Source organism: Aeromicrobium sp. (assembly GCF_023146395.1).
In the GTDB taxonomy this organism is placed as follows: Bacteria; Actinomycetota; Actinomycetes; order Propionibacteriales; family Nocardioidaceae; genus Aeromicrobium.
Map to the genome: position 1 here is coordinate 70,617 of NZ_JAGLCD010000008.1, position 17,154 is coordinate 87,770.

18 protein-coding genes and 1 tRNA gene are annotated in these 17,154 nt (G+C 71.3%); 7 read left to right on the plus strand and 12 right to left on the minus strand.

The window, feature by feature from the left end; all coding sequences use genetic code 11:
• The first annotated feature begins 73 nt into the window (after positions 1-73).
• Positions 74-853, plus strand: coding sequence for a phosphate ABC transporter ATP-binding protein PstB (gene pstB / locus KAG51_RS06985; RefSeq protein WP_290582032.1), 780 nt, complete (start codon positions 74-76; stop codon positions 851-853).
• A gap of 561 nt (positions 854-1,414) precedes the next feature.
• Here pstB and KAG51_RS06990 read toward each other — a convergent pair.
• From KAG51_RS06990 to KAG51_RS07000, 3 genes are all read right to left on the minus strand, one after another.
• Positions 1,415-2,431 (minus strand): inorganic phosphate transporter, encoded by a 1,017-nt coding sequence (locus tag KAG51_RS06990; protein WP_290582494.1) that lies wholly within the window; start codon positions 2,429-2,431, stop codon positions 1,415-1,417.
• A gap of 9 nt (positions 2,432-2,440) precedes the next feature.
• Positions 2,441-3,058 carry a DUF47 family protein gene (locus KAG51_RS06995; protein WP_290582034.1) on the minus strand — a complete coding sequence of 206 codons (618 nt, stop codon included), beginning with the start codon at positions 3,056-3,058 and terminating at the stop codon, positions 2,441-2,443.
• A gap of 85 nt (positions 3,059-3,143) precedes the next feature.
• On the minus strand, positions 3,144-3,293 hold the full coding sequence (locus KAG51_RS07000; RefSeq protein WP_290582036.1) for a hypothetical protein: 150 nt from the start codon (positions 3,291-3,293) through the stop codon (positions 3,144-3,146).
• 144 nt (positions 3,294-3,437) lie between these two features.
• Here KAG51_RS07000 and KAG51_RS07005 point away from each other — a divergent pair.
• The 3 genes from KAG51_RS07005 to KAG51_RS07015 all read left to right on the plus strand — a co-directional run bounded on the left by KAG51_RS07005 (position 3,438) and on the right by KAG51_RS07015 (position 5,267).
• Positions 3,438-3,510 (plus strand) — tRNA-Lys (locus KAG51_RS07005).
• Between the two features lie 72 nt (positions 3,511-3,582).
• Entirely contained in the window at positions 3,583-4,635 is a 1,053-nt protein-coding gene (locus KAG51_RS07010) for an LLM class flavin-dependent oxidoreductase (protein ID WP_290582038.1), read from the plus strand.
• Positions 4,632-5,267 carry an NAD(P)-binding domain-containing protein gene (locus KAG51_RS07015; RefSeq protein ID WP_290582040.1) on the plus strand — a complete coding sequence of 212 codons (636 nt, stop codon included), beginning with the start codon at positions 4,632-4,634 and terminating at the stop codon, positions 5,265-5,267. The genes KAG51_RS07010 and KAG51_RS07015 overlap by 4 nt, the downstream gene beginning before the upstream one ends.
• Here KAG51_RS07015 and KAG51_RS07020 read toward each other — a convergent pair.
• The gene (locus KAG51_RS07020; RefSeq protein WP_290582042.1) at positions 5,264-6,106 is read right to left on the minus strand and encodes an alpha/beta hydrolase; all 843 of its coding nucleotides are present in this window, start codon (positions 6,104-6,106) and stop codon (positions 5,264-5,266) included. The genes KAG51_RS07015 and KAG51_RS07020 overlap by 4 nt on opposite strands.
• 68 nt (positions 6,107-6,174) lie before the next feature.
• On the opposite strand from KAG51_RS07020, the gene cofD reads away from it, so the two are divergent.
• A complete protein-coding gene (gene cofD / locus KAG51_RS07025; RefSeq protein ID WP_290582044.1) occupies positions 6,175-7,164 on the plus strand; it encodes a 2-phospho-L-lactate transferase in 990 nt (329 codons plus the stop codon).
• Positions 7,157-8,107: a coenzyme F420-0:L-glutamate ligase gene (cofE, locus tag KAG51_RS07030; RefSeq protein WP_290582046.1), complete on the plus strand. Its 951-nt coding sequence runs from the start codon at positions 7,157-7,159 to the stop codon at positions 8,105-8,107. The genes cofD and cofE overlap by 8 nt, the downstream gene beginning before the upstream one ends.
• Before the next feature lie 149 nt (positions 8,108-8,256).
• Here the strand turns inward: cofE and cofC are convergent, their stop codons facing one another.
• Genes cofC through KAG51_RS07055 form a run of 5 tightly spaced genes read right to left on the minus strand, consistent with a single transcriptional unit; the run spans position 8,257 to position 13,788 of the window.
• A complete protein-coding gene (gene cofC, locus KAG51_RS07035) occupies positions 8,257-8,895 on the minus strand; it encodes a 2-phospho-L-lactate guanylyltransferase (protein WP_290582048.1) in 639 nt (212 codons plus the stop codon).
• Complete coding sequence (locus tag KAG51_RS07040) at positions 8,892-11,471, minus strand: bifunctional FO biosynthesis protein CofGH (RefSeq protein ID WP_290582050.1); 2,580 nt, start codon at positions 11,469-11,471, stop codon at positions 8,892-8,894. The genes cofC and KAG51_RS07040 overlap by 4 nt, the downstream gene beginning before the upstream one ends.
• Before the next feature lie 4 nt (positions 11,472-11,475).
• Positions 11,476-12,174 carry an NADPH-dependent F420 reductase gene (gene npdG, locus KAG51_RS07045; RefSeq protein ID WP_290582052.1) on the minus strand — a complete coding sequence of 233 codons (699 nt, stop codon included), beginning with the start codon at positions 12,172-12,174 and terminating at the stop codon, positions 11,476-11,478.
• A 1-nt stretch (position 12,175) separates the two neighbouring features.
• Positions 12,176-13,012 (minus strand): alpha/beta hydrolase, encoded by an 837-nt coding sequence (locus KAG51_RS07050; protein ID WP_290582054.1) that lies wholly within the window; start codon positions 13,010-13,012, stop codon positions 12,176-12,178.
• A complete protein-coding gene (locus KAG51_RS07055; protein WP_290582056.1) occupies positions 13,009-13,788 on the minus strand; it encodes a thioesterase family protein in 780 nt (259 codons plus the stop codon). Before KAG51_RS07055 ends, KAG51_RS07050 begins: the two co-directional genes overlap by 4 nt.
• 133 nt (positions 13,789-13,921) lie before the next feature.
• On the opposite strand from KAG51_RS07055, the gene KAG51_RS07060 reads away from it, so the two are divergent.
• Complete coding sequence (locus KAG51_RS07060) at positions 13,922-14,527, plus strand: isochorismatase family cysteine hydrolase (RefSeq protein WP_290582057.1); 606 nt, start codon at positions 13,922-13,924, stop codon at positions 14,525-14,527.
• A 10-nt stretch (positions 14,528-14,537) separates the two neighbouring features.
• Here the strand turns inward: KAG51_RS07060 and KAG51_RS07065 are convergent, their stop codons facing one another.
• From KAG51_RS07065 to KAG51_RS07075, 3 genes are read right to left on the minus strand one after another with little or no spacing between them, the layout of a single operon-like run.
• Positions 14,538-15,125: a hypothetical protein gene (locus tag KAG51_RS07065; RefSeq protein ID WP_290582059.1), complete on the minus strand. Its 588-nt coding sequence runs from the start codon at positions 15,123-15,125 to the stop codon at positions 14,538-14,540.
• Positions 15,125-15,991 carry a CoA ester lyase gene (locus KAG51_RS07070; protein ID WP_290582061.1) on the minus strand — a complete coding sequence of 289 codons (867 nt, stop codon included), beginning with the start codon at positions 15,989-15,991 and terminating at the stop codon, positions 15,125-15,127. Before KAG51_RS07070 ends, KAG51_RS07065 begins: the two co-directional genes overlap by 1 nt.
• Positions 15,988-17,148 (minus strand): acyl-CoA dehydrogenase family protein, encoded by a 1,161-nt coding sequence (locus KAG51_RS07075; RefSeq protein WP_290582064.1) that lies wholly within the window; start codon positions 17,146-17,148, stop codon positions 15,988-15,990. Before KAG51_RS07075 ends, KAG51_RS07070 begins: the two co-directional genes overlap by 4 nt.
• Positions 17,149-17,154 lie beyond the last annotated feature (6 nt).

Consider the following 17,154-nt stretch of genomic DNA (forward strand, 5'->3'; position numbering starts at 1 on the left):
GCCCCGTCCCCTCCCGCCCCCCTCTCGTCCTGACCGGTCGCGCCACGCGGCTCGGGCTCTGAAAGGAAAACCGATGGCCAAGAGCATCGACGTCTCGGACCTGAACATCTACTACGGGGACTTCCTCGCGGTCGAAGGGGTCAACATCACGATCCCGGCCAAGTCGGTCACGGCCTTCATCGGCCCGTCCGGCTGCGGCAAGTCGACCTTCCTGCGCTCGCTGAACCGCATGCACGAGGTCATCAAGGGCGCGCACGTCGAGGGCAAGGTCCTCGTCGACGGCACCGACCTGTACGCCCCTGACATGGACCCGGTCAACGTGCGACGCCTGATCGGCATGGTGTTCCAGCGCCCGAACCCGTTCCCCACCATGAGCATCTACGACAACGTGCTCGCGGGCCAGAAGCTCAACAGCAAGAAGATGAAGAAGTCCGAGTCCGACGACACCGTCGAGCGCGCGCTGCGCCAGGCGGGCCTGTGGGCCGAGGTCAAGGATCGTCTGTCGCGCCCCGGCTCGGGCCTGTCCGGCGGTCAGCAGCAGCGCCTGTGCATCGCCCGCGCCGTCGCGGTTCAGCCGGAGATCCTGCTGATGGACGAGCCGTGCTCGGCCCTGGACCCGATCTCGACGAGCGTGATCGAGGACCTGATCCACGAGCTGAAGACCGAGTACACGATCGTCATCGTGACCCACAACATGCAGCAGGCGGCCCGCGTCAGCGACGACACGGCGTTCTTCAACCTGGCGGGCGTCGGCCAGCCGGGCAAGCTCGTGGAGTCGGGCCGCACCGAGAAGATCTTCTCCAACCCCGACAACCCCGCCACCGAGTCCTACATCCAGGGCCGTTTTGGGTGAGCTGAGCGAGCGCCAGCGAGCGAACGCGAACCCAGGTTGAGCGATCCACCGGCGAAGCCGGTCCGACAGACGAAACCCGGTCGGCTCCCCATAGCGCCAACCACGGGACCGAAGGCCCCCGCCGCCAGGCGGGGGCCTTCGGCGTACGAGGCCGCCGCCCCCGCTGGTCGAGTGCTCGGCGAGCTCTCGCGAGCCGGCGTATCGAGACCCCCGCACCTGCCGGCAGGCGGCGGCTGGCACCCCCGCTGGTCGAGTGCTCGGCGAGCTCTCGCGAGCCGGCGTATCGAGACCCCCGCACCTGACGGCAGGCGGAGGCCGCCGCCCCCGCTGGTCGAGTGCTCGGCGAGCTCTCGCGAGCCGGCGTATCGAGACCCCCGCACCTGACGGGCACGCGGAGACCACGCGGTGGCTCCGGGGCCGGCGCCTGAAGGCACCCGGGGCCACCACCCGGTAGAGCCGGGTGCCGTCACCTGACCGGGTCTCGGTACAGCTGACCGGCTTCGCCGGTGGGCTACTCGACCTCCCGCGATCGTCGCTCGCAGAGCTCGCGAGATCGCGGGACTACGGGAGGAAGGTGCGGGCGACGAAGTAGGTCAGGGCCGCCACGGTCGCGGCGGCCGGGATCGTGACGATCCAGGCGACGACGATGCCCCGGGCCACGCCCCACCGCACGGCGCTGAACCGCTTGGTGGCCCCCGAGCCCATGATCGCCGAGGTGATCGTGTGCGTCGTGGACACCGGCGCGTGCAGGCCGATGGCCATGACGTAGAGCACCGTGGCCGCGACGCCCTCGGCGGCGAAGCCCTTGGGCGGGTCGAGGTCGATGATGCGCCGGCCGAGCGTGCGCATGATGCGCCAGCCGCCCGAGTAGGTGCCCGCCGCGATCGCCGAGGCAGCGGCCACGATGACCCAGAACGGGACGCCGTCACCGTCGTGGAACCCGCCCGCGACGAGCGCCAGCACGATGACGCCCATGGTCTTCTGGGCGTCCTGCAGGCCGTGGCCGAGCGACATGCCGGCCGCCGACACGGTCTGCGCGTGACGGAAGCCGCGCGAGACCCGGTGCGGATTGGCCCGGCGGAACACCCACATGATCGCCGTCATGAACGCGAAGGCTCCGAAGAAGCCCAGCAGCGGCGAGAGCACCATCGGGATCGCGACCTTCTCGACCAGCGTCTCCCACGAGACGCTCGTGGCGGAGGCGAGACCGGCGCCCACGATGCCGCCGATCAGGGCGTGCGAGGACGACGACGGGATGCCGAAGTACCAGGTGATGAGATTCCACGTGATCGCGCCGATCAGCGCTGCGAGGACGATCGTCAGCGCGTGGGCGCGGTCAGCGTCGGCGACGCTCGTGGCCCCGTCGATGTCGATGATGCCTTGGATCGTCTTGGCGACCTCGACCCCCAGCAACGCGCCCACGAAGTTGAGCACCGCCGCCATCGCCAGCGCCACCCGTGGGGTGAGCGCCCTGGTCGAGACCGACGTGGCGATCGCGTTGGCGGCGTCGTGGAAGCCGTTGGTGTAGTCGAACACCAGGGCGATCACGACGACGGCGATCACCATCGACAGGACCATGTCCACCTGTCAGGACTCCTTGACGGCGATCTGCTCGACCACGTTGGCGACGGTCTCCAACGCGTCGATGCCCTGCTCGACCGACTCGACGACGTCCTTCATCTTGAGGACCTGCATCGCCTTGTAGGAGCCGCCGAACAGGTGCGCGAGGATGCGGCGGTGGTTGCGGTCACCCTCGTTCTCGAGCCGGTTGATCTCGATCCAGTACTCGTCGAGGTCCTTCATGGTGCGCAGGCGCGGCATCGAGTCGGCCGTGAGCCGGCAGGCGCGCTGCAGGACGTCGAGCTGCTCGGCGAAGTACGGCGGGAACTCGCTGACGTCGTAGAGGACGATCGAGTCGACCGTCTCCTCCATGAAGTCCATGACGTCGTCGAGCGCCCCGGCGAGGGAGTAGATGTCCTCGCGGTCGAAGGGCGTGACGAACGTGCTGTTGACCAGACGGACGATGCGGTGCGTCGTCTCGTCGGCCTGGTGCTCGGCCTCGCGCATGCGCTCGGACAGGGCTTCGCGGTCGACGCCCTCCTCGAGGATGCTCGCCAGCAGGTCAGCGCCTGCCACGAGGTGGTTGGCGGCTTCGGAGAAGAGGTCGTAGAACGACGTCTCCACCGGTCGGATGCGGAAGCGCACGCCCAGCTCCTGTCCACGGTCAGTTGGCCGTGACCATGCTAGGGGTTCACCGCCCGGTCACCAACGCGGCACCTGCCCCGTGGGGTCAGTCGCGGGAGATGCCGAGGACCTCATCGACCTCAGCCTGCGTGAGCGGGGAGTCCTTCGAGGTCGCGGCGATCATCAGACGGCTCGTCAGCTCGATCTCGTCGAGCGCTGCGTCATCGCGCAGTCGCTCGTCCAACGGTTCCGTCATGCCCTCGCTCGCTTCTCCCCCCGGGTCCCCAGGGTATCGCTGACCCTGCGGCTCGAGGGCCAAATCGCCCACCTGGCGCAATGGCGTCCCGAGCAGACCGACGTGCCCGCCAGGCCCTCTCCGGTGGCACACTGTGACGCGTCAGGGCCTCTAGCTCAATTGGCAGAGCAGCGGACTTTTAATCCGCGGGTTGTGGGTTCGAGTCCCACGGGGCCTACGCCGGCAGGAATGCTGAGAGCGCCAGATGGTTACGGTAGGTGAACCTTCAACTGACGCGACGGGAGTTCCCATGCGGACCGTGACCTTCGGGATCGACACCTTCGGCGACGTGCCGGAGGACGACCACGGCGCCTTCCTGACGCCGGCCCAGGCGATCCGGCAGGTCCTCGACGAGGCGGTGCTGGCCGACCAGGTGGGCATCGACGTCATCGCGCTCGGGGAGCACCACCGTCCCGAGTACGCGATCTCGAGCCCCGAGACCGTACTGGCCGGCATCGCGACCCGCACCGAGAACATCACCCTCGCGTCCGGCGTCACGGTGCTGTCGTCGGACGACCCGGTGCGGGTGTTCCAACGCTTCTCGACCGTCGACGCCTTGTCGAACGGTCGCGCGCAGGTCATCCTGGGCCGCGGTTCGTTCACGGAGTCCTTCCCGCTGTTCGGCCACGACCTGGCGCAGTACGACACCCTGTTCGAGGAGAAGCTCGAGCTGTTCACGCAGCTCCTCGAGGAGAAGCCCGTGACCTGGGAGGGCACGACCCGCGCCGCACTGCACGAGGCCGACGTGCACCCCAAGACCGAGTCCGGCCGCCTCGACACCTGGGTCGGCGTCGGCGGATCACCCGAGTCGGTCATCCGCGCGGCCCGCTACGGCCTGCCGCTGATGCTGGCCATCATCGGCGGCCCGCCCGCGCGGTTCGCGCCCTACGTCGACCTGTACCGGCGCGCGGCCGCGCAGCTCGGCACGACGCCGCAGCCGGTCGGCATGCACTCGCCCGGCTTCGTCGCCGAGACCGATGCCGAGGCCGCCGAGATCATCTGGCCGCGCTACAAGGTGCTGCACGACCGCATCGGGTCCCAGCGCGGCTGGCCGCCGCTGCGCCGCCGTGACTTCGAGTCCGAGGTCGCCCAGGGGTCGATGTACGTCGGCTCCCCCGAGACCGTCGCCCGCCGCATCGCCGGCGCGCTCGGCCAGCTCGACGTGGGCCGGTTCGACCTGATCTACAGCCAGGGCAGCATCCCGGCGTCCGCGCGTCGTCGTGCCGTCGAGCTGTACGGCACCGAGGTCGTGCCGCGCGTGCGCGAGCTGCTCGCCGAGAACGAGGTCGCGGTGTCCTCGTGACCTCGATCGGCATCCTCGGCGCCGGCAAGGTCGGGCTCGTCCTGGGCCGGCTGGCGGTCCAGGCGGGGCACGACGTCCGGATCGCCAGCTCGCGCGAGGCCCCGGCGATCGCCCTGACGGTGGAGATCCTGGCTCCCGGGGCCGTGGCCGTCGACGCCGCGACGGCGGTCGCGGACGCCGAGGTCGTCGTGCTGGCGCTGCCGCTCGGCAAGCACGAGCGGCTGGACCCCGACGCCCTGGCCGGCACGCTCGTGATCGACGCGATGAACTACTGGTGGGAGGTCGACGGGCTGCGCGACGACCTGGCCCACCCCGCGACGTCGACGAGCGAGATCGTGCAGGCCCACCTGCCGGGCTCCCGTGTGGTCAAGGCGTTCAACCACATGGGCTACCACGACCTCGAGGACGAGGCGCGGCCCCGCGGCGCCGACGGACGCAAGGCCATCGCGGTCGCCGGCGACGACCCGGCCGACGTCGCGGCCGTCTCGACACTCGTCGACGACCTCGGATTCGACCCCGTGACGATCGGCCGCCTGGCCGACGGGGTCAGGCTCGAGCCCGGCACCCCGGCGTTCGGCGCCAACGTGACGGCCGCCGAGCTGCGCGAGCTGACCCAGGCCGCGGCAGGCTAGGCGTTCGCCACGCGCCGCAGGATCTCAGCGGCCACGACGTGGGGCCGCAGCTCCGGCACCCAGTGCGAGACCCCCTCGAGCTCGACGTAGCGGAAGTCGGCGTCGACGAACTCGCCACACCCGTGCGCGGCGACCGGTCCGATGAACTCGTCGGCGTCACTCCAGATGAACGTCGTCGGAACCGTGACGTTCTCCGTGGCGCCGAGGCCGGACGTCATCGCCCGGTACCAGTGGAGCGCGGCGTCGAGCGCCCCCGGCCGGCGCAGGTGCTGCAGGTACGTCTCCACCAGATCGCCCGGCAGGTCGCCGTAGACCCCCCGCAGTCGGCGGGCGTCGTCGGCGAGCAGGACGTCGGCCATGTCCGGGGTCCGGCGGAACTCGGCGTAGTAGGACGACATGCGTCGCTGCTCGGGATCGGTGTGCACGGCCCGGCCGTACGACCCGAGGTGCGGCACCGAGACCGCCGTCAGCGAGGCGACGCGGTCGGGGTACGTCGAGGCGACGAGCCACGCGACGCTGGCGCCCCAGTCGTGCCCGACGAGGTGGAAGGTCGAGGCACCGAGCGCGTCGACCAGGCCGATCACGTCGGCGGCGAGCAGGTCGGTGGCGTAGTCCTCGACCTGCGGCGGGCGCGCGCCGGGCGAGTAGCCCCGCTGGTCCGGCGCGACGGCCCAGCACCCGGCCTCGGCCAGGACGGGGAGCACCCCGGACCAGGTCGCCGACGTGGCCGGGAACCCGTGCAGCAGGATGACCGGCGTGCCGCCGGGCTCGCCCACCTGACGGGTGTCGAACGTCAGGTCACCGACGCGGACGGGTGAGCTCGTGATCTGGGGGGCCACGACGCCACCCTCGCAGAGCGCGACGGCAGCGTCCACACCCGCGCACCCCGGTCTGGGAGGATGGTCAGATGCGCATCGTCGTCCTGTCCGGCGGGGTCGGCGGCTCCCGGTTCATCCGCGGGCTGCTCGCCGCCACGGCCCCCGACGACGACATCACGGTCGTCGCCAACACCGCTGACGACCTCTGGTTGTTCGGGCTGCGTGTGTGTCCCGACCTCGACACCGTGATGTACACCCTGGGCGACGGCATCGACTCCGGCCGCGGCTGGGGGCGGACCCAGGAGACGTGGAACGCCAAGGAGGAGCTCGCGGCCTACGGCGCGCCCCAGGCGTGGTTCGGCTTGGGTGACCGCGACCTGGCCACGCACCTGGTCCGGTCCGACCTGCTGCGCAGCGGAGCCGGCTTGACCGAGGCGACCGACCGGCTCTGCCGACGCTGGGCCCCTGGGACGGACCTGGATCGCATCCGGCTCCTGCCGATGACCGAGGACGAGGTCGAGACGTGGATCTCGACCACGGTCGACGGCCAGGACGTCGACCTGCACTTCCAGGAGTTCTGGATCCGTCACCAGGCCTCGGTGCCGGTGCACGCGGTCACGCAGCGTGGCATCGAGACCTCCCGCCCGGCTCCCGGGGTGCAGGAGGCGATCGCCTTCGCCGACGTCGTGATCCTGCCGCCGTCGAATCCGATCGTCTCGGTCGGACCGATCCTCGCGGTGCCGGGCGTGCGCGAGGCCCTGCGCGGCGGCGTCGCGCCGGTCGTGGGCGTGTCGCCGATCATCGACGGCGGCGCCGTCCGCGGCATGGCCGACCAGCTGCTCGCCGGGCTCAACGTCGAGAACAGCGCCGCCGCGGTCGCCGAGCTGCACGGTTCGCGGTCGGGCGACGGGGTGCTGGACGGGTGGCTCGTCGACGAGTCCGACGCCGACCTGCTCCCCCGCATCACCGGCGCCGGCATCAGCGCGCGCGCCGTCCCGCTCTGGATGCGGGACGCCGCGACGACCCAGCGCCTGGCCGAGGACACGCTGGACCTGGCGCGAGGACTCGTCCGTGGCTGACGCGCTGAGCTTCACCCCGGTCGACGGCATCGGCGAGGTGCGGCCCGGCGACGACCTCGCCGCCATCGTCGCGTCGCTGACCGAGCTGGCCGACGGCGACGTCGTCGTGGTGACCTCGAAGGTCGTCAGCAAGAGCCTCGGTCTGGCCACGACCCGCGCGAAGGACGAGCTGCTCGCCGACGAGACCGACCGGGTCGTCGCCCGACGCGAACAGACCGTGATCGTCCGCACGCACCACGGGCTCACGATGGCCGCAGCCGGCATCGACAATTCCAACACCGGCCCCGGCACCCTCCTGCCCCTGCCCGTCGATCCCGACGGGGAGGCCCGCCGCATCCGCTCCCGGCTCCGCGAGGTCACCGGCCGCACGGTCGGGGTCGTCGTGAGCGACACCGCCGGCCGAGCCTGGCGGGTCGGACAGACCGACATCGCGATCGGCTGCGCCGGGATCGTGCCGGTCGAGTCGTTCGCCGGGCGCACCGACACCCACGGCCAGCCGCTCGTGGTGACCGCGCCGGCCGTCGCCGACGAGGTCGCCGGCGGCGCCGAGCTCGCGTCCGGCAAGCTCGGTGGCCGCCCCGTCGTGGTCATGCGCGGTCTGGCCGCCCACCTGTTGACCGCCGACGACGGCCCGGGAGCTGCCGCGATCATCCGCGACGAGGACGGCGACCTGTTCGGGCTCGGCTCCCGCGACGCCGTCGTCGAGGCCCTCGCCGATGCCGGTTCCGTCGTGCGCGGGTTCCCGGTGACCGAGGCCGAGGTGGCCGATCTGCTCGCGCTGGCCGAGGTGCCCGACGACGTCGAGGTCACGGTCGGCGAGACCGTCGGCGTGCGAGCCCCCTCCCACCGCGCGGTCGAGGCCGGCATGTTCGTGCAGCGGCTCCTCGCCCTGGCAACGGCTCACGGGCGCGCTCTGTCGGCGCAGGTCGACGTTCAGCCCTGACCCCCGTGCCGGACCGAGTCTGAGGGTTCGTGGTCGCCCGGCGGACGGAGTCTGAGGGTCTGAGGGTGCCCCCACACCCTCAGACCCTCAGACATGCCCGGGGCACCACCACAAACCCTCAGACTGCGTCCCCCCGCGGGCGGCAAGGGTCAGGGGCGGGTCGCCACGGGGGTGTCGGCGCTCGCGGCGGAGGTGCGGGGTCCGAGACCGAGGAGGCGGGCCTCGGCGAGATCGTCGAGCGTGTCGACGTCGCGGCGGACGGCGTGGTCGACGCCGTCGAGGCGCACCAGGCCCAGACGCTCGTGCCGGGAGGCCGAGGACGGTCCGTAGGCCGATCGCAGCTCGACGGGCCGGACCGCCGAGACGAGCGTCGTGCCACCGCGAGCGAGGTCGGGGACGAAGGCGCGCTCGTGCCGGCCCATCGTCGCGAGCGTGACGTCGAGGATCTCCGGGGTCAGGCAGGGCAGGTCCGCCGGGACGATGACGACGGGGTCGTGCGGCGCCACGCGCTGGGCCCAGTGCCACCCCAGGCTGACCGCGGAGTTCAGACCCCCGGTCGTGCCGCCGGGCCGGTCCGCCACGAGGGCGACCTGGTGGCGACGCGCCTCCCCGACGAGACCCCGCTCCGCCGAGACCACGGCGACGCGGCCGACCGCGGCCGACTGGGTCACCACCTCGAGGACGTCGAGGGTGAACGCCCGGGCCAGCCGAGCGCGGTCCGGAGTCCGCAGGCGCGACTTCGCGAAACGCCACGGCTTGGCGACCACGACCGCGGTCCACGCATTCACGTCGCGACCTCGCCAGCCAGGTCGGGGGTGGAGATCAGGTGCTCGTGCAGGGTCGTGCGTTGGGTGGCGGGGCGGCCGGCGAGGTGGGCCATGGCGACGAGCTCGTCGACGTCTTTGCGTGAGCCGTTGGTGGAGCCGGCCATGCGGCTGATGGTCTCTTCCATGAGGGTGCCGCCGAGGTCGTCGACGCCACCGTTGAGGACCTGGGTGCACTGGTCGGGTCCGAGCTTGACCCAGGAGCACTGGACGTGGTCGATCAGCCCGTGCAGCAGGATCCGTGACAGGGCGTGGACGGCGCGGTTGTCGCGGACGGTAGGGCCGGGGCGGGCGACGCCGGCAAGGTAGATGGGGCTCGACTGGTGCACGAACGGCAGCGGCACGAACTCGGTGAATCCGCCGGTCTGGCGCTGCAGGTCGGCGATGAGGCGGATGTGGTCGACCCAGTGGCCGGGGTGGTCGACGTGGCCATACATCATCGTCGCCGTCGTCGGCAGGCCGATCGTGTGGGCGGTGGTGACGACGTCGACCCACGCCGCGGTGGGGAGCTTGCCCTTGGTCAGGATCCAACGGACCTCGTCGTCGAGGATCTCGGCGGCCGTGCCCGGGAGCGAGTCGACCCCGGCCTCCTTCAGGCTCAGCAGGAACTCACGCACGGAGAGGCCGGTGCGGGCGACGCCGTTCATGACCTCCATGGGTGAGAAGGCGTGCACGTGCATGTCGGGATCGGCCTGCTTCACGGTCTGCGCGATGCGGGCGTAGGTGTCGGCAGGCAGCTCGGGATCGATCCCGCCCTGGATGCAGACCTCCGTGGCACCGGCCTGGCGCGCCTCGACGACTCGCGACGCGATCTCGTCGAACGACAGGCTGTAGGCGTCGGCGTCGGTCTTGCGTTGGGCGAACGCGCAGAACCGGCACCCGGTGTAACAGACGTTGGTGAAGTTGATGTTCCGGTTCACCACGTAGCCGACCAGGTCGCCGACCGCGGTGCGGCGCAGGTCGTCCGCCAGTGCGCAGACCGCCTCGAGCGCGGGACCCTCCGGGACGGTCATGAGCGCCAACGCCTGCTCGCGGGAGACCCCGGCCGGGTCGGACTCGGCCGCCACGAGCGCCGAGGTCACATCGGCGCCGAGCGCCGCGCCCAGCAGACCCGGGGCGGTACGGACCTTGTCGCGCAGGACGGCCCAGTCGCCATAGACCTCGTCGAAGTCACCACGACGGTCGCCGGTGCGGCCGGTGGTGTCGATGCTCGCGTGCAGGTCCGAGCGGCCGGTGGTGACCAGGCCGCCATCGGGTTCCTGCCACACCATGCCGACCGGCGTCGCGCCCTCAGCCAGCAGACCGTCGGCACCTCGGAGGGCGTCGACATGGGACCGCAGGCGCGGGTCGACCCACGGGGCATCCAACAGCTCCGGATGCGTCGTCAGCCGTGGCTTGAGGTCGAAACCCGCCGACTCGCAGACGCTGTCGAGCACGTGCAGATCCGGCCACGGGCGCTCCGGGTTCACGTGGTCCGGCGTGACGGGGCTGATGCCACCGAAGTCGTCCACCCCCGCCGCCAACAACGCCCGACACTCGTCCAGGTCCACCAGGTTCGGCGGCGCCTGGATGCGCACCCCCGGGCCGAGGATCACGCGGGCCGTGGCGACCGCGGCGAGGTACTCCCCCAGGCCCAGGTCGTCCACACTGCGCATGGCGGTGGCGTCCTTGGCGCGGAAGTTCTGCACGATCACTTCCTGAATCGACCCGTGCTCACGGTGGACCTGCCGGATCGCGAACAGGCTCTCAGCCCGTTCGGTCAACGTCTCCCCGATCCCGACCAGGATCCCCGTGGTGAACGGGATGCCCAGACGGCCCGCATCCTCCAGCACCCGCAGCCGGACGGCCGGGTCCTTGTCCGGGGACCCGTAGTGCGGTTGCCCCTTCTCGGCGAACAGCCGCTCGCTCGTGGTCTCCAGCATCATGCCCATCGAGGGGGCGACGGGCTTGAGCCGGTTCATCTCCGCCCAGCTCATGACACCGGGGTTCAGGTGCGGCAACAACCCGGTCTCCTCCAGCACCCGGACCGCCAGGGCGCGGACATACTCCAGAGTGGAGTCGTAACCCGCTTCTTCGAGCCACTGCTTGGCCTCGGGCCACCGGTCCTCCGGCCGGTCACCCAACGTGAAGAGCGCCTCCGTGCAGCCCTGCTCGGCGCCCTGACGGCAGATCTCCACCACCTCGTCAAAGCTCAGGAACAGGCTCTGCCCGTCCCGCTCCACCTGGGCAGGCGTGGCCACGAACGTGCAGTAATGACACCGGTCCCGACACAGGCGCGTGACCGGCACGAACACCTTCGGCGAATAGGTGACGGTTCCCTGGCGCCCGACGGCCTCCAGCCCGGCATCCCGCACCCGCGCGGCGACGGCCATCAGCCGGTCCAACCACTCACCGCCAGCCGCGAGAAGGCTCGTGACCTCGGCAACGTCGAGGCTCTTGCCCGCCTCGGCCCGCAGCACCGCACGCCGCACCTCGCGCTCGGTGGGCACAGCGACCTCGCCCACGGGGAACGAGGGGAACGGAAGAGCGGTGGCGGTCATGTGACTACAGTCCGTGACCGGTGATGCGGATACCCGCATGAGTCTTGTGCCGGCGGTTGATCGCGATCAGGTTCGCCGTGAGCTTCTCGACCTGACCGCAATTCGCCAACCGGCCACCGAACAGACCCCGGACTCCCGGGATCACGTCAGCCAGAGCGATCACCAGATCGACATCAGCACGGTCTTCACCCATCACCAGCACATCAGTGTCGACCTCGACCCGCGACAGATCCGCCAACACCACCGCCGACACGTTGTGGAACGCCCCGATCACCCGCGAACCCGGCAGCACCGCCTGCGCCTGCTGCGCCGCGCTGCCCTCAGCCACCTCCAACGGGAACGGACCCGTCTTGCCGAACCCGATCGGATTCACACAGTCGATCAACACCTTGCCGCCCAGCTCGTCCGCCAACGACGCCAACAGCTCAGCGTGACCGTCCCACGGGATCGCCGCGAGCACCACGTCAGCCCGCGCCGCGCACGCGGCGTTGTCAGCACCCGACACCCGAGCACCCGCGAACCCCGCCTCGGCCAGCAGCTCCACCAGCTCTGCAGCCGCCACCTCAGCCCGACCCGCATCACGAGACCCCAGCACCACCGGCACACCCGCAGCAGCCCACCGCAACGCCAGACCACGCCCCTGCGCACCCGTACCCCCCAGCACACCCACCGTCAACCCATCCAGCACACCCAGATCCGTCATGTCATCCATCCTCTCGGTCCAGCAGGTCGGTCACCGCTCGGGCGGCCCCTGCCGGGTCGTGGTCCAGAAATCCGTGGGTCCACTCCGGCCGCTCGACGACGGCGCCCGCCGGCAGGAGCTCGACCGCGCGTCGCGTCTGCACGGTCAGGTCGTCATCGAGGTTGAGCACCGTCAGTGGTCTCGCGAGCCGGGTGAGCGCCGCCGGGACGTCGTACCGGAAGGCCGCGTGGTGGCCCCACCAGTGTCGGGGGCCGCCCGAGAGGCGCGCCAGGAAGATCCGGCCCGCGTCCTCGACGGTGTTGACCCGGCCCACGCCGAAGAACTCGACGAACCATCGCCACTTCGCCAGGAGGGTCTGGCCGTCCTCGGTGAAGATCGGGTCGGTGCTGTAGACCGCACGGAAGTGCGCGAGCTCGGCGGCCGTGAAGACCGGCATCGAGATCGTCACGACCCGCCGCACCAGGTCCGGTCGCCGCACGGCCAGCTCGAGCGCGATCAACGACCCCGTGTGGTAGCCCAGCAGGTCGACCGGGCCACCGCCGCGTGCCCGCTCCGCGTCCAGGAGCTCGGCCATGACCTCGGCGTAGTCGGCGATCTCCGGGGGCTCGGCCAGGGAGTCGGAGGCACCGAAGCCCGGCGTGTCGGGAGCGATCACGCGGCGCGAGCGTCCGAGCTCGGCCATGACGTTCTCGTAGACCAGGCTCGAGGCCGGGCTCATGTGCAGGCACAGGAGCGTCGGTGACGAGGTCTCCGCCCCCGCCTGGCGCAGGTGCACCTGCCCGTGAGCGACGTCGACGTAGTCGCGCCGGACGGTCACCGGGCCGGTCACGCCGGTCATGCCGGCCACCGCACGGCGCGCGTCTGCCGCCCGTGGGCCAGGAGGTGGCCGCCGGCGTCCCAGACCGAGGCATCGTCGATGCACGTCGACCCCGACGCCCAGGTCGTGGCATGACTGAGGAACATCCATGCTGTCGGATCGACCATGACATCGGTGCGGAAGTGCGCCGAGAAGGAGAGGGTGGGCACGAAGGTCGGCGCGACCTCTCGGGAGTACAGCGCCGGGGGCATCGCGTCGAGCACCGTGACCAGGGCGGCCTCGCTCGACTCGACCGAGACCTCGGCCGGCGCCTCCCGCAGCCGGACCCAGGCTCCGCCGGGTCGACCCTCGCGCGAGTTCTCGACGATGACCAGGTCCAAGCGGTCGCGGAAGACCAGCTCGAGCTGGCCGTCCGCCGGGGGTGTGCCGACCGCCGGCCGCGGTGGCAGCTCGCGGCGGTCGGCCCACATGTGGGGCTCACCGGGCCGGGTGTGCTCGGTGACCCCGTGGGCCCGCAACCGGTCCTGCTGGACCAGCGCGAACCGGCTCGTGGCGGTGCGCTGACCGGCGTGCACCACGTCGACGTCGACCTCGGCCGGGCCGTCCTGGACCGACGCCACAAAGCAGACCGTCAGCGCCGCGAGGCGGTGCGGCGCGACCGCGACGGCGGCGTCGGCCAGCCGGGCGAACACGTGCCCGCCGAAGATGCCGCCGACCCCGCTCCAGCGCGGGTCCAGACGGGTCGCGACCCGTGCAGAGCGCGCCGCGGTCGTCATGCGTCCGAATACATCAGACATATCGACCCCTGTCAATGACTCTCCCACCCACGTGACCTGGAATTAACCTCCCGCCCCGCGGTGGCACCATTCCCCCGCGCTGGTCCAGCCCGGACGTAAGATTCATCAGACAGTTTCCGACGAAGGGACGCCCATGACCATCCCCCGCCAGTCCACGGCCCTGATGATCATCGACATGCAGAACTCGTTCCTGCACCCCGACGGGTCGATGGCCGCGATCGGGATGCCGCACGAGGCGCTGACTCCGGCGGTCGCCGGCTGCCAGAAGCTCGTCGACGCGGCGCGGACCGCCGACGTACCGGTGGTCTTCACGCGCTACGTCTACATGGCCGACTACCGCGACGGCGGGCTGCTGCCGAACGAGCTCGTGCCGGCGATGCGTGAGGTCGACGCCCTGGTCGCGGGGTCGTGGGACGCCGAGATCGTCGAGGAGCTGACCCCGCACGCCGGGGACGTCGTGATCGACAAGTCCCGCCCCAGCTCCTTCTACGGCACGCAGCTCGAGCCGGTGCTCACGACGCTGGGCATCGAGCACCTCGTGGTGGCCGGCGTGACGACGAACATCTGCGTCGAGAGCACCGTGCGCGACGCCGGACAGCGCGACTACCGCACGCACGTCGTCGCCGACGCCTGCGCGGAGTTCGAGGCCTCGCGGCACGACCACGCGCTGAACACGATGGGCTTCGGATTCGGCTGGCTGACCTCGGTCGACGAGGTCGTCGCCGCCTGGGACGCCTGAGCCCGTCGGCTCAGGCGCCCCGGCGCACGAGGTCGCCCGCGGCCGGCGGATCGGACGGGTCGTGGGCCCACCGGTCCAGACCGGCTCCCACGACCTCCAGGACCGGGCCCGACGCCCCCGCGACGAGCTCGTCCCCGACCGACCAGGCCGCGACGCCCGAGCTGATCAGCGGCCCGGAGTCGCCCGGGCCGAGCGCGTCCGACACGTGCACCGAGGTGATCACGTCGGTGCACGCCTCGAGCGCGTCCGCCGGCCGGAAGGCGGCCGGGCCGGCGAACCACGCCAGCACGACGCAGCCCTGCGGCGAACGCATGTCGGTCCGCAGGAACTCCGCGGGCACGACCACCAGGTCGCCCCGGCGGTAGGTGCGGCCCTCGAGCTCCAGCTCACCGTCGAGCAGCAGGACCTCCTCCGAGGCGTGGTAGCCGCCCGGGGTCAGACGCTCGAAGCCGGCCGGGAACCGGCCGAGGATCGTGAAGTGACCCTCGGGTGCGGCCAGCGGCACCAGCTCGATGCCACCGTTGGAACCGGGCATCGGCACCTGGCGCCAGGGCTGCGCGTCCAGGTCGGTCAGGTCCAGCTCGGTGGGGCGCGGCATCAGGCACCCCCTCGCCGCGCGAGGGCGAGGGTCCGCTGCGCCCCGGCGACGACCGCCGGGTCGACGAGGCGCCCCTGCGGGTCCAGGACCACGCCGCTGCCGGTCGCCTCGGCCTCGTCCAGGAGCCGGAGCACGGTGCGTGCCTCCTCGACCTCCTCGGCGGCCGGCCTGAACACCTCGTGCACGACGGACACCTGGGCGGGGTGGATGCAGGCACGGCCGACGAACCCGAGCCGCTGCACGCGCTCGGTCGAACGGCGCAGTGCCTCGGGATCGGCCGTGATGCGCGAGACCGGCCCGACGGGCGGCGCGATGCCGGCCGCGACGCTCGCGAGCACGACCATCGTGCGCATCGTCAGCAGCTCGACCTCGTCCTCACCGGGGGTGATGCCGGTGTCACCCGCGAGGTCGACCTCGCCGATCTGCAGCTGGTGCACCCGCGGACCCGCCGCGATCGGCCCCACCCCGAGCACCGCCACCGCCGACTCGACCACCGGCATGAGCCGGGTCGTCGTGTCGCCGGCCGCCACGAGCTGGGCGGCGACCGCCTCGACGTCGTCGCGGCTCTCGGCCTTCGCGAGCGCGATACCGGTCAGGCCCGCCAGGCCCGCCAGCGCCGCGACGTCCAGCTCCCGCAGCACGCCGGGATTCACGCGGACCCAGACCTCGGTGGTCAGGCCCGCGGGAAGGGCGCCGATCCACCGCACCACGCTCTCGCGCGCCGCCTCCTTCTCGGCGAGCGGCACCGCGTCCTCCAGGTCCACGATGATCGCGTCCGCTCCGCGGCCCAGTGCGCCGGCGAGCTTGGCCTCGGCGTTGCCCGGCACGTAGAGGTACGAGCGGGGCAGCGCGTCGACGCCGGTCATCGGACGACCGTGTCGCCGCGCAGCAGCTGCTTGGCGACGACCGTGCGCAGCACGTCGTTCGTGCCCTCACCGATGCTCATCAGGATCGAGTCGCGGTAGAGCCGCTCGACCTCGAACTCGGTCGAGTAGCCGTAACCGCCGTGCACCTTCATCGAGTCGATCGAGGCCTGGAGGGCGACCTCGGAGCAGAAGATCTTCGCCATGCCGGTCTCGACGTCGGCGCGGCCGCGTCGCACCGCGTCGGCCGCCCAGTAGGCCATCAGTCGCGCCGCCTGCAGGTTGGTGGCCATCGAGGCGAGCTGCAGCTGGATCGACTGGAACTCGCCGATCGCCTGACCGAACGCCTTGCGCTGGTTGGCGTAGGAGAGCGCCTCGTCGTACGCACGCTGCGCGATACCGGTGGAGCGGGCGGCCATGTTGACCCGCCCCCATTCCAGGGCCGAGAGGGCCTGCTTCATGCCGACGCCCTCGACGCCGCCGAGGAGGTTCTCCTTCGGGACGCGCACGTTGTCGAGCACGATCTCGCATGACTCGGTGCCCTTGTAGCCCAGCTTCGCGATGTCCTTGGTGACCGTGAAGCCTTCGGAGGTCGAGTCGATCAGCAGGATGCTCATGCCCGTGTGACGGGGGCTGGCCTCCGGGTCGGTCTTGACGAGCACCGGCAGCGGGTTGGCGTACCGCGCGTTCGTGATCCACATCTTGGCGCCCGAGACGACGTAGTGATCGCCCTCGAGACGCGCCGTCGTGCGGATCCCCTGCAGGTCGGTGCCCGCATCGGGCTCGGTCAGGCCGACGCCCGTGCGCAGCTCACCGGTCGCGAGCCGCGGCAGGTACTCCTGCTTCTGCGCGTCGGTGCCGTGCATCGCCAGCATGCGACAGCTCAGCGAGTGGCTGCCGAGGATGCCCGCGATGCCCATCCAGCCGCGGGAGATCTCCTCGAAGACCAGCGCGAACGAGACGGGGTCGAGGTCGATGCCGCCGAACTCCTCGGGGATCGTCATGCCGAACAGGCCCATGTCGGCCATGCCCTTGACGATCTCGGTCGGGTAGCGACCGGACTGCTCCCACTCACGGGCGACGGGGACGATCTCCTTGTCGACGAACGTCCGCAGCAGCTTGCGGAACTCGCGGTGGTCCTCGCTCAGGTTGAAGTCCATGACGGG